The organism is Pseudorhodoferax sp. Leaf265 (assembly GCF_001422365.1).
In the GTDB taxonomy this organism is placed as follows: Bacteria; Pseudomonadota; Gammaproteobacteria; order Burkholderiales; family Burkholderiaceae_C; genus Pseudorhodoferax.
Window position 1 is genome coordinate 680,663 of sequence record NZ_LMMT01000001.1, and the last position, 10,781, is coordinate 691,443.

11 protein-coding genes are annotated in these 10,781 nt (G+C 69.0%); 4 read left to right on the forward strand and 7 right to left on the reverse strand.

Translation table 11 applies throughout. The features are described from left to right. Window positions 1-891 (reverse strand): LysR family transcriptional regulator, encoded by an 891-nt coding sequence (locus tag ASF45_RS03175; RefSeq protein ID WP_056656714.1) that lies wholly within the window; start codon window positions 889-891, stop codon window positions 1-3. A gap of 110 nt (window positions 892-1,001) precedes the next feature. Here ASF45_RS03175 and ASF45_RS03180 point away from each other — a divergent pair, with 110 nt between their 5' ends. Next, window positions 1,002-2,009 (forward strand): aldo/keto reductase, encoded by a 1,008-nt coding sequence (locus tag ASF45_RS03180; protein WP_056656717.1) that lies wholly within the window; start codon window positions 1,002-1,004, stop codon window positions 2,007-2,009. Here the strand turns inward: ASF45_RS03180 and ASF45_RS03185 are convergent, their stop codons facing one another. Then, window positions 2,010-3,326 carry a hemolysin family protein gene (locus tag ASF45_RS03185; protein WP_056656720.1) on the reverse strand — a complete coding sequence of 439 codons (1,317 nt, stop codon included), beginning with the start codon at window positions 3,324-3,326 and terminating at the stop codon, window positions 2,010-2,012. Continuing rightward, window positions 3,326-3,811, reverse strand: coding sequence for a hypothetical protein (locus ASF45_RS03190; RefSeq protein WP_056656723.1), 486 nt, complete (start codon window positions 3,809-3,811; stop codon window positions 3,326-3,328). Before ASF45_RS03190 ends, ASF45_RS03185 begins: the two co-directional genes overlap by 1 nt. 76 nt (window positions 3,812-3,887) lie before the next feature. On the opposite strand from ASF45_RS03190, the gene ASF45_RS03195 reads away from it, so the two are divergent. Continuing rightward, complete coding sequence (locus ASF45_RS03195) at window positions 3,888-4,730, forward strand: symmetrical bis(5'-nucleosyl)-tetraphosphatase (protein WP_056656726.1); 843 nt, start codon at window positions 3,888-3,890, stop codon at window positions 4,728-4,730. A 6-nt stretch (window positions 4,731-4,736) separates the two neighbouring features. Here the strand turns inward: ASF45_RS03195 and ASF45_RS03200 are convergent, their stop codons facing one another. Next, window positions 4,737-6,290, reverse strand: a complete 1,554-nt coding sequence (locus ASF45_RS03200; RefSeq protein ID WP_056656729.1) for a DEAD/DEAH box helicase — start codon at window positions 6,288-6,290, stop codon at window positions 4,737-4,739. Between the two features lie 109 nt (window positions 6,291-6,399). Beyond that, on the reverse strand, window positions 6,400-7,494 hold the full coding sequence (aroC, locus tag ASF45_RS03205; RefSeq protein WP_056656732.1) for a chorismate synthase: 1,095 nt from the start codon (window positions 7,492-7,494) through the stop codon (window positions 6,400-6,402). Window positions 7,495-7,611: 117 nt separating this feature from the next. Between aroC and ASF45_RS03210 the strand changes: the two genes are divergently transcribed. Continuing rightward, window positions 7,612-8,034 carry a cupin domain-containing protein gene (locus ASF45_RS03210; protein ID WP_056656735.1) on the forward strand — a complete coding sequence of 141 codons (423 nt, stop codon included), beginning with the start codon at window positions 7,612-7,614 and terminating at the stop codon, window positions 8,032-8,034. A 27-nt stretch (window positions 8,035-8,061) separates the two neighbouring features. On the opposite strand, the gene ASF45_RS03215 is transcribed toward ASF45_RS03210, so the two are convergent. Continuing rightward, the gene (locus tag ASF45_RS03215; protein WP_056656738.1) at window positions 8,062-8,721 is read right to left on the reverse strand and encodes a glutathione S-transferase; all 660 of its coding nucleotides are present in this window, start codon (window positions 8,719-8,721) and stop codon (window positions 8,062-8,064) included. 138 nt (window positions 8,722-8,859) lie between these two features. On the opposite strand from ASF45_RS03215, the gene ASF45_RS03220 reads away from it, so the two are divergent. After that, on the forward strand, window positions 8,860-10,077 hold the full coding sequence (locus ASF45_RS03220; protein ID WP_056656741.1) for a polyhydroxyalkanoate depolymerase: 1,218 nt from the start codon (window positions 8,860-8,862) through the stop codon (window positions 10,075-10,077). Between the two features lie 179 nt (window positions 10,078-10,256). Here ASF45_RS03220 and ASF45_RS03225 read toward each other — a convergent pair whose 3' ends face one another. Then, the gene (locus ASF45_RS03225; protein WP_056656744.1) at window positions 10,257-10,715 is read right to left on the reverse strand and encodes a CBS domain-containing protein; all 459 of its coding nucleotides are present in this window, start codon (window positions 10,713-10,715) and stop codon (window positions 10,257-10,259) included. Window positions 10,716-10,781: the final 66 nt, after the last annotated feature.

Consider the following 10,781-nt stretch of genomic DNA (forward strand, 5'->3'; position numbering starts at 1 on the left):
CTAGGCCGACTGCCGGGCCTGCACCCAGTCCATGAAGGCCCGCAGCGCCGGGCTGACCTGGCGCCGGCCCGGGTAGTACAGGTGAAAGCCCGGCTCGGGCGGACACCAGTCGGCCAGCGCCTGGACCAACTGGCCGGCCGCCAATGCGGGCGCCGCCATGGCCTCGTAGATGTAGGCCCAGCCCACGCCGCCCAGCGCGGCACCCAGCGCCAGGCGCTGGTCGTCCACGGTCAGCGGGCCGGCCACATCCAGAGCCTTCGCCACCTCGCCCTTGCGGAACTGCCAGTGGTACAGCGCCCCGCTCGGGAAGCGCTGGCGCACGCAGGGGCGCACCAGCAGGTCCTCTGGCACCAGCGGCGGGGCTAGGGCCAGATCCGGCCGCGCCACCACGCAGAAGCGCTGCATGGGCCCCACAGGCACCGCCACCATGCCCTGGGGCAGGGCTTCGGGAAAGCGCACGCCGGCATCGAAGCCGCCCGGCACGATGTCGGCCATCGCGTCCTGGCTGCTGACCTCCAGCTGGATGCCGGGATGGGCGCGCAGGAAATCGCCCAGCAGAGGTTCCAGCCACAGGCTGGCAGCGCTGCGCGGCAGGTTCAGCCGCAACGTGCCGCGCACCAGGGCCTGGAACTGGCCCACGTTGGCCAGCGCGCTGTCCAACCCGGCCAGCAGGGGCTGCAGCTCGGCCAGCAATGCGCGGCCGGCCTCGGTGGGCGCCACGCTGCGCGTGGTGCGCTGCAGCAGGGGCACGCCCAACGACTGCTCGAGCGTGCGCACGGCCTGGCTCAGAGCCGAGGGCGAGACGTTCATGGCCTGGGCGGCCCGCCGGTAGCTGGACCATTCGGCCACGGCGGCCAGCGCGCGCAAGTGCAGGAGTTCGGGTGTGGCCATGGCAGGCAATTGTGCAGCCAGGCCGCACAGTGCGTGAACACGATGGCGGATTGTGCGCTGCAGCTTGGCGATGGATGATCCTGCCTTCAACGCACAGGAAGCTTCTTGCCATGACCACACCCATCACCCCCCGCCCGCTCGCCGGCCACGCCATCCACCCGCTCGGCCTGGGCTGCATGGGCATGAGCGAGTTCTACGGCCCGTCCGACGAGGCCGAGTCGCTGGCCACGCTGCGCGCCGCGCGCGAACTGGGCGTGCAGCACTTCGACACGGCCGACACCTACGGCCTGGGCCACAACGAGGAACTGCTGGGCCGCTTCCTGCGCGCGCTGGCTCCGGCCGAGCGGGCCGGTCTGGTGGTCGCCACCAAGTTCGGCATCGTGCGCACCAAGGGCACCTACGAACGCCGGATCGACAACTCGCCGGCTTACATCCGCGCAGCCTGCGAGGCCTCGCTCCAGCGCCTGGGCGTGGAGCGCATCGGCCTGTACTACTGCCACCGGCGCGATCCGCAGGTGCCGCTGGCCGAGGTCGTGGGCGCCATGGCCGATCTCGTGCGGGCCGGCAAGGTCGCCGCATTGGGCTTCTCGGAGATCAGCGCGGACAGCTTGCGCCAGGCCCACGCACAGCATCCGGTCGCGGCCGTGCAGAGCGAGTATTCGCTCTGGGAGCGCGGCGCCGAGGCGGCCGTGCTGCCCACCGCGCGCGAATTGGGCGTGGCCTTCGTCGCCTACAGCCCGCTGGGCCGTGCCGTGCTGACCGACCGGCCGCCCGAGGAGCAGAGCCTGGCAGAAGACGACTTCAGGCGCGCCTTGCCGCGCCTGCAGGGCGCGGCCGGCGCGGCCAACCTGCAGCTGCGCGAACGCCTGGCCGCGCGCGCGGCCGAGGTCGGCCAGCCGGTGGCCGCCCTGGCCCTGGCCTGGCTGCTGCAGCGCCAGCCGCATGTGCTGCCGATCCCGGGCACGCGGCGCCAGGCCCATCTGCGCCAGAACCTGGCGGCCTGCGCGTTGCAGTTGCCCGAAGCGCTGCTGGCCGAACTCGATGCCCTGTTCGCGCCGGGTGCGGTGCAGGGCGCGCGCTACCCGGATGCCGGCTTCGCAGGGGTGGAAACCCGCTGATCAGCCGCCCGCGCTGCCCTCTTCCGCGCGCAGCGGCTGCGCCAGCACCTTGTCGATGCGCCGGCCGTCCAGGTCCAGCACCTCGAACACCCAGCCCGCGCATTCGATGCGCTCGCCCGTGGCCGGCATGTGGCCCGAGACCGCCATGAGCAGGCCGGCCACGGTGTTGTAGCGGCCGCGGTCTTCCTCGGGCAATTCGTCGATGTCCAGGCGCGCCTTGAGTTCGCCGACCGGCATCAGCCCGTCCAGCAGCCAGGAGCCATCGCCGCGCGCCGTGGCCCAGGCCTCGGTCTGGGTCTCGGGCTGCAGCTCACCGGTGATGGCCTCCAGCAGGTCGCGCGGCGTCAGCACGCCCTGCACCACGCCGTATTCGTCGACCACGAAGACCATGCGCCCGGCGCGCGCGCGGAACTGCTCCAGCAGTTCCAGGCCCGACAACGTCTCGGGCACGAAGGTGGCCGCCAGCGCGTGCGTGCCGATCAGCGCCTCGCGGTCCTGGCCGGCCAGCGCCAGCAGGCGCGCCACGCTGACGATGCCGACCACATCCTCCAGCGAGCCGCGGCACACCGGATACCAGGAGTGGCCGGCGTGCTCGGCCTCGCCGCCGGCCAGGCGCAGCGCCTCCAGCACCGGCAGGCTGGCATCGAGCCAGCCCACCTCGTCGCGCGGCACCATGATGGAAGTCAGCGGGCGCTCGTCCAGGCGGAACAGGTTGCGCACCATGCGGTGTTCGTGCGCCTCGATCACGCCGGCGTCCACGCCCTCCTCCAGGCTGGCGTCTATTTCCTCTTCGGTCACGGCGCGGTTGCCGGCCGTGTCCACGCGCAACGCAGCCAACACACCCTGCGTGCTCAGCGAGAGCAGCCGCACGAAGGGTTTGGCCACCATGGCCACCCAGGTCATGGGCCGGCTCACGAGGTGCGCCACCTTTTCGGGATGCAACTGCGCAATGCGCTTGGGCACCAGTTCGCCGAACACGATGGTCACGAAGGTGATGGCCGTGACCACCAGCGCCGTGGCCACGACGTCGGCCACGCCGGGGCCCAGGCCCAGTGCTTCCAGCCACTTGGCGACGACGCTGCTGAACGCGGCCTCGCCCAAAATGCCGTTGAGCATGCCGATCAGGGTGATGCCGACCTGCACCGACGAGAGGAAGCGCGTGGGGTTGGCCAGCAGCGCCAGGGCCGCCGCAGCGCCCTTGTCGCCACTCTCGGCCATGGCCACCAGGCGCGCCTTGCGGCTGGTGGCCAGTGCCATCTCCGACATGGCGAACACGCCGTTGAGCGCGGTCAACAGCGCGATCAGCAGGAAGTCCATCAGGACAGGGGCGTCGACCCGGGCAGCGGCAGGGCCACGGCGTAGGCCTTGTCCAGCGCCATCCAGGTCACGAGCACGGCACCCAGCACCATCACGCCGTACAGCATGCGGTGGATGTCCTCGCGCGGCCGCGCGATCGACCAGATCTCCTGGAACGCGCGGCCGAAGTGCGCGCGCACGCGGTCCAGCCGGCGCCGCCCGACCACGATGGAGATCTGCATGCGCTTGATCGCGAGCAGCCCGTACAGGCAGATGGTCCAGGTGATGACCACCAGCACCCAGTGCCGCACGCCTCCTTCGGTGATCGGATCGACCAACTGGTGCACGCCGGCCAGCAGCAGCGCGTAGATCACCAGCGCATAGGCACCGGCCCACCACTGTTGGCGCGTGAAGAGTTCGATGTCGGCCACGCAGGCGCCGTAGGCCATCTGCAGCTCCGAGCGGTCGATGTCACTCAGCTCTCCGAAACCCGAAGTCGAATCCATGGCAATCCTCCCTGATGGCTGCGCAATCTACAGCATTCGGCGCCGTGTAGAGTCGCGCGTCGTTGTTGGAGAACACATGGCGTCTTATCTGATCGGGGATGTGCAGGGCTGCGACGAGCCGTTGGGCCGGCTGCTGCAGGCCATCGATTTCTCACCCAGCCGCGACACCGTCTACGTGCTGGGCGACCTGGTCAACCGCGGCCCGGCCTCGGCCGAGGTGCTGCGCCGGCTCATGGCGCTGGAGGGCAGCGCGCGCTGCCTGCTCGGCAACCACGACATGCACCTGCTGGCCTGCGCCTGGGGCGTGCGCCGCCCGCACAAGCGCGACACGCTGGACGCCCTGCTGGCCGCGCCCGACCGCGCGGCGCTGCTGGACTGGCTGCGCTGCCAGCCGCTGGCAATCCACGAGAACGTGTCCGGCCGCGAACTGCTCATGGTGCATGCCGGCGCGCTGCCGCAATGGACGGCCGAGCGCACGGCCGCGCTGGCCGCCGAGCTGCAGGACGTGCTGAGCGGTCCGCACATCGGCGACTTCCTGCACGAGATGTACGGCAACCAGCCCGACCGCTGGGACGACGCGCTGACCGGCAACGCGCGCCTGCGCGTGGTCATCAACGCGCTCACGCGGCTGCGCTTTTGCAGCGCCGAGGGCCAGATGGAGTTCGAGACCAAGGAAGGGGTGGGCGCGGCCCCCGAGGGCTTCATGCCCTGGTTCGAGGTGCCGGGCCGGCGCACGGCCGACGTGGCGGTGGCCTTCGGCCATTGGTCCACGCTGGGCTGGCTGGACCGTGACGACCTCTATTGCCTGGACACGGGCTGCGTGTGGGGTGGCCCGCTCAGCGCGCTGCGCGTGGGCGCCAGCGCCGCGCGGCAGGCATTGGTGCAGGTCGACTGCCCGCAGGCACAGCAACCCGGCTGAGGCCGGTCAGCCCACCGAGGTTTCCGGCTGCGCTGCGGCGGCCGGTGCCGGTGCCGGTGCCGGCGCCGGTGCCTTGAACAGCGCGGCCAGCTTGCGTCTGGGCTTGATGTTGGCCGAGACACCGCTGCGCACGGTCTCGCGCTTGCTCTCCCAACCGGGCGCGCCGGCAACCGGTGCACTCGCCTCGTAGGGCTGATTGAAGAACGGATCCTGCGCCGGAGCGGCCGAACGGCGCGGCGCGCGTTCGCGGGGTTCGGGCCGGCCACGCGGGCCGTCCATCACGTCGCGCGGATCGTCGCCGCCCCAGGCGCGGCGGCCTTCGTTGAAGCGGCCCTGCTCGCGGATGCGCGGCACGTCTTCGTCGTACTCGAAGGCCTCGATCTCGATCTTGGTCTTGATGAGCTTCTCGATCTCGGCCACCAGGCGCGCATCGTTGCCGCCGCCAGCGAAGCTGACTGCCAGGCCCGAGGCGCCGGCGCGGCCCGTGCGGCCGATGCGGTGCACGTAGTCCTCGGCGTTGAACGGAATGTCGAAGTTGAACACTGCCGGCACGTCCTTGATGTCCAGGCCGCGCGCGGCCACATCGGTGCAGACCAGCAGGTCGACTTCGCCCTTCTTGAAGGCATCGAGTGCCTTCAGGCGCTCGTCCTGGCTGCGGTCGCCGTGCAGCGCATTGGTCTTGAGGCCTTCGCGCTCGAGCGCGCGGGCCAGCCGGGCGCAGCCCAGCTTGCTGTTGACGAACACGAAGGCCTGGCGCAGCTGGCGCTTGCGCAGCATCTGGTGCAGCGCACGGCGCTTGTTCTCGTCCGTGACGCTGTAGAAATGCTGCTCCACGGTCGACGCCGTGGCATTGGAGCGCGCCACCTCGATGGTGGTCGGATCCTGCAGGTAGCTGCCGGCCAGTCGCTTGATCTCGGGCGAGAAGGTGGCCGAGAACAACAGCGTGGTGCGCTGCTTGGGCAGGTAGGACAGGATGCGCTGCAGGTCGGGCAGGAAGCCGATGTCCAGCATGCGGTCGGCCTCGTCGAGCACCACGTACTCGACCTGGTTGAGCACCGCGTTCTTGGCCTCGATGTGGTCGAGCAGACGGCCCGGCGTGGCCACCAGAACTTCGACGCCCTTCTTGAGTTCGAGGGTCTGCGGCTTCATGTCGATGCCGCCGAACACCACCGTGCTGCGCAGCTGCGTGTACTTGGCGTACAGCTTGATCTGCTGCGCCACCTGGTCGGCCAGTTCACGCGTGGGCAGCAGCACCAGCGCGCGCACGGGGTGGCGCGCAGGCGAGGTCGAGGCGTTCTCGTGGCGCAGCATGCGTTGCAGCAGCGGCAGCGAGAAGGCCGCGGTCTTGCCGGTGCCGGTCTGGGCGGCGCCCATCACGTCGCGGCCCGTCAGCACCACCGGGATGGCCTGCGCCTGGATCGGCGTCATGCTGCTGTAGCCCATCTCGGCCACGGCGCGCGCCAGCGGCTCGGCGAGGTTCAGCTGAGAGAAGGAAGCGGTCGGCGGTGCGGTGTCGGCGGGCGTTGCGCCTGCCTCGGGAGCGGTTGCGGAGTCGGTCATCAAGTCCAGGGTTCAAGCGCTACCAAACAGATAGCAGGCCGGCACGCGAGGATGAGGCCGGGCAGCGATTATCGCGCAAGGGGTGCAAACCCTTGTGACAGGTGCAGTTTCAGGCACTTGCGGGGATGGGGCCCACCGCCTGGCGCACGTCGCCGCACTGGGCGCGCTGGCGCAGCGCGTGCTCCATCACCACCAGCGCCAGCAGTGCCTCGACAATGGGCGTGGCGCGGATGCCCACGCAGGGGTCGTGCCGGCCCTTGGTCACCACCTCCACGCTCTGGCCGGTGGTGTCGATGGATTCGCGCGGTGTGATGATGGAGCTGGTCGGCTTGATCGCGATGGACACGTCCAGGTCCTGGCCCGTGCTGATGCCGCCCAGCACGCCGCCGGCGTTGTTGGACAGGAATCCCTGCGGCGACAGCGAATCGCCATGCGTGCTGCCGCGCTGCGCCACGCTGCCGAAGCCGGCGCCGATCTCCACGCCCTTCACGGCGTTCAGGCCCATCATCGCGAACGCGATGTCGGCGTCGAGCTTGTCGAACAGCGGCTCGCCCAGGCCCACGGGCATGCCGCTGGCCGTCACGCGCACGCGCGCGCCGCAGGAGTCGCCAGCCTTGCGCAGCTGGTCCATGTAGGCCTCCAGCTGCGACACGTCGGCAATGGGTGCGAAGAAGGGATTGCTCTGCACATGGTCCCAGCTCTCGAACGGGATCGCGATCTCGCCCACCTGGGTCATGCAGCCGCGGAACTGCACGCCATAGCGCTCGCGCAGCCACTTGCGCGCCACCGCACCGGCCGCCACCGTGGGCGCCGTGAGCCGGGCCGAGGAGCGGCCACCGCCGCGCGGGTCGCGGATGCCGAACTTGTGCCAGTAGGTGTAGTCGGCATGGCCGGGGCGAAAGCTCTGCGCGATCGCGCTGTAGTCCTTGCTGCGCTGGTCGGTGTTGCGGATCAGCAGCGCGATCGGCGTGCCCGTGGTGCGGCCTTCGTAGACGCCCGACAGGATCTCGACCCGGTCGGGCTCGGCGCGCTGGGTCACGTGGCGACTGGTGCCGGGGCGGCGGCGGTCCAGCTCGACCTGGATGTCGGCCTCGGACAGTTCCATGCCGGGCGGGCAGCCGTCGATCACGCAGCCGATGGCCGGACCGTGCGATTCCCCGAAGTTGGTGACTGCGAAAAGGGTGCCGAAGGTGTTGCCGCTCATGGCGCGATTATCGACCAGCCCCTCGCCACGGCCGGTGGACAGCCTGGGAACGGTTCATGCTTCGCATGCAAGACACCCCTAGCCGGTGTGGAACCCCTTCACAGCGAAAGGCAAGCCATGTTGGACCGCACAAGCACCAAGTTCTCCCACGTCAAGGAAGGCGATACGCAGTACGTGAGCGGCGGATTGCGCGACTTCTTTCTCTACCGCGACCTCGGCATCGCCGACGCCACGCACGGAAAGGTGATCGCGCACCTCGTGAAGGCCAACATGGCACCAGAAACGGGCACCGGCTGGCACCGCCATGAGGCGGACTTCCAGATCGTCATCATGGTCAAGGGCTGGGCCCGCTTCATGTACGAGGACAAGGAAACCCTGGTCGAGGCCGGCGACGTGGTGCACCAGCGCCCCGGCATCCGCCACTACCTGTTCGACTATTCGCCTGACATGGAATACCTGGAGATCGTCTCGCCGGCCGACTTCAAGTCGGTCGACGTGGAGCCGGTGTGCGAGGTACCGGCGCCCACGCCCTGGAAGTGAGCGTGGCAGCGGCCACGGCCGCTGCGGTCAGAACTCGGCGTCGAGTTCGTCGATCTCGTCGGGCTCCTTGCGGGCCTCGGCGATCCACTCCTTGAGTGCGGGCAAGGCCATCATCTGCTTGCAGTAGTCCACGCAGGCTGGCGGCAGCGGCACGTCGTAGGTCAGGAAGCGCGTGACCACCGGCGCGTACATGGCGTCGGCGATGCAAGGCTTGTCGCCGAACAGGTACGGGCCGCCGTAGGCTTGCAGGCACTCGGTCCAGATCTCCAGGATGCGGTCCACGTCGGCCTGCGCACGCGACCAGATCTTGAAGCCAGGAAAGTGCGCCTTGATGTTCATCGGCAGCGAGGAGCGCAGCGCCGAGAAGCCCGAGTGCATCTCGCCGCAGATCGCGCGGCAGTGCGCGCGCGCGGCCTGGTCGGCCGGCAGCAGGCCGGCCTTGGGCTTGAGCTCGTTGAGGTATTCGCCGATGGCCAGCGTGTCCCACACATGCACCTTGCCGTTCTGCAGCGCAGGCACGCGCATGGAGGACGACAGCAGCAGCATCTCGGCCTTCATCGCCGGATCGTCGGGCGAGACCACGTTCTCGTTGAACTCCAGCCCCGCCAGCCGGGCCATGAGCCAGCCACGCAAGGCCCAGGCTCCGTAGTTCTTGCTGCTGATCGTCAATACCGCCTTGGTCGCCATGGGATCGCCTCCAGTGTCGGCATGTTCAGCAAACGCTGTGCCAGACATGTGACAGGCCCTGCATTGCGCCGGTCGGCGGCGCATGGCCCGCAACTTGCCTGCCTGGGTACAAACCCGATCGACTCCACGAGACACCGCATGCTGTACCAGGCCTACCAGCTCCAGTCCGACCTCCTGTCGCCGATGCGGCTGCTGGCCCAATCGCTGGGGAACGCGCTGTGGTTCGAGGACACCGACCGCAGCCCGCTGCGCGCATGGTCCGCCGCCGGCACCGTGTTCTCGCGCATGCGGCTCACGCACAGCCGGCCAGCCTACGGCATCGACCAGGCCATCGTCGACGGCGTGGCCGTGCCTGTCACGGAAGAAGTCACGCTCAGGAAACCGTTCGGCAGCCTGCTGCACTTCAAGCGCGCGCTGCAGCCGCACACGCCGGCCCAGCCGCGCATGCTGCTGGTGGCACCGCTGTCGGGCCACTTCGCCACGCTGCTGCGCGACACCGTGCGCACGCTGCTGCGCGACCACGACGTCTACATCACCGACTGGCACAACGCGCGCGATGTGGGCCTCAAGCACGGCGCCTTCGCGCTGGACGACTACATCGCCTACATGATCGAGTTCATCGCCACCCTGGGGCCGGGGACGCATGTGATGGCGGTGTGCCAGCCCTGCGTGGCCGCGCTGGCCGCCACGGCCCTCATGGCCGAGGACGACCACCCGGCCCAGCCCGCCAGCCTGACGCTGATGGCCGGGCCGGTGGATTGCCGCGTGAACCCCAGCGGCGTGAACGAACTGGCCACCAGCAAACCCATCGAATGGTTCGAGCAAAACTTGATCAGCCATGTGCCGCTGCCGCATGCCGGCTTCATGCGCCGCGTGTACCCGGGCTTCGTGCAGCTCACGGCCTTCATGAGCATGAACCTCGAACGCCACAAGCAGCAGTACAAGGACATGTACAAATACCTGCTCGAAGGCGACATCGAGAAGGCCGAGACCATCCGCGTGTTCTACGACGAATACCTGGCCGTCAACGACCTGCCGGCCGAGTTCTACCTGGAGACGGTGGAGAAGGTGTTCCAGACCTACGACCTGCCGCTGGGCAAGCTGACCTACCGCGGTCGCCTCGTCAACACCAAGGCCATCCGCCGCACCGCGCTGATGACGGTGGAAGGCGAGCGCGACGACATCTGCTCGGTCGGCCAGACCCTGGCCGCGCAGGACATGTGCCCCAACGTGCGGCCCTACCGCAAGACCCACCACGTGCAGACCGGCGTGGGCCACTACGGCGTGTTCAGCGGCCGGCGCTGGAACCAGGAGATCTACCCGCGCGTGCGGGACATGGTCTATGCAATGGAGTGACATCCCCCCAGGCGGCTTCGCCGCTCCCCCTGCTGCTGCGCGAAGGGGGGCACATCCAGCGGTCTGGCAGAGCCGACCCCGCGGATGTCGCTGGCATGGCCTGCTCCGCGGCCTTCGGTTCAGTGGCTTGCGCGCCGACGCTATGTCTGTGCTGTTGCCGCGCGATTCCCAAGGGAGCCTCAGCCCTTGCTGTCTTCGTCCTCGCCACCCGGCCAGTCGCGGATGTAGGCCTTGAGCATCTTGTTCTCGAAGTTCTGGCTGTCCACCACGGCCTTGGCCACGTCGTAGAAGCTGATCACGCCCATCAGCATGCGCTTGTCCATGACGGGCATGTAGCGCGCGTGGCGCTCCAGCATCATGCGGCGCACCTCGTCGAGCTCGGTCTCGGCCGTGCAGGTCAGGGGCGCATCGTCCATGGCACTGCGCACCAGCGTCGAGCCGAGCGCGCCACCGTTCTTCACGACGGTCTGGATCACTTCGCGGAAGGTCAGCATGCCGACCAGGTCGCCATGGTCCATGACGACCAGCGAGCCGATGTCCTTCTCGGACATGATGCTCACGGCACCCGCCAGTTCTTCGTCCGGCGTGACGGTGAAGAGCGTGTTGCCTTTGACACGCAGAATGTCGCTGACTTTCATGGGGGCCTCCTGGTGATCGTCCGCGACGCGGAACTGCCTGGGGAATATAGCCCACAATCGCGCCCA

Excerpts from the sequence above, each read along its gene's own strand:
- ASF45_RS03225 (WP_056656744.1), bottom strand. The coding sequence starts at position 10,715 with ATGAAAGTCAGCGACATTCTGCGTGTCAAAGGCAACACGCTCTTCACC.
- ASF45_RS03220 (WP_056656741.1), top strand. The coding sequence starts at position 8,860 with ATGCTGTACCAGGCCTACCAGCTCCAGTCCGACCTCCTGTCGCCGATG.
- ASF45_RS03185 (WP_056656720.1), bottom strand. The coding sequence starts at position 3,326 with ATGGACTTCCTGCTGATCGCGCTGTTGACCGCGCTCAACGGCGTGTTC.
- ASF45_RS03210 (WP_056656735.1), top strand. The coding sequence starts at position 7,612 with ATGTTGGACCGCACAAGCACCAAGTTCTCCCACGTCAAGGAAGGCGAT.
- ASF45_RS03195 (WP_056656726.1), top strand. The coding sequence starts at position 3,888 with ATGGCGTCTTATCTGATCGGGGATGTGCAGGGCTGCGACGAGCCGTTG.
- ASF45_RS03190 (WP_056656723.1), bottom strand. The coding sequence starts at position 3,811 with ATGGATTCGACTTCGGGTTTCGGAGAGCTGAGTGACATCGACCGCTCG.
- ASF45_RS03215 (WP_056656738.1), bottom strand. The coding sequence starts at position 8,721 with ATGGCGACCAAGGCGGTATTGACGATCAGCAGCAAGAACTACGGAGCC.
- ASF45_RS03180 (WP_056656717.1), top strand. The coding sequence starts at position 1,002 with ATGACCACACCCATCACCCCCCGCCCGCTCGCCGGCCACGCCATCCAC.
- ASF45_RS03200 (WP_056656729.1), bottom strand. The coding sequence starts at position 6,290 with ATGACCGACTCCGCAACCGCTCCCGAGGCAGGCGCAACGCCCGCCGAC.
- aroC (WP_056656732.1), bottom strand. The coding sequence starts at position 7,494 with ATGAGCGGCAACACCTTCGGCACCCTTTTCGCAGTCACCAACTTCGGG.
- ASF45_RS03175 (WP_056656714.1), bottom strand. The coding sequence starts at position 891 with ATGGCCACACCCGAACTCCTGCACTTGCGCGCGCTGGCCGCCGTGGCC.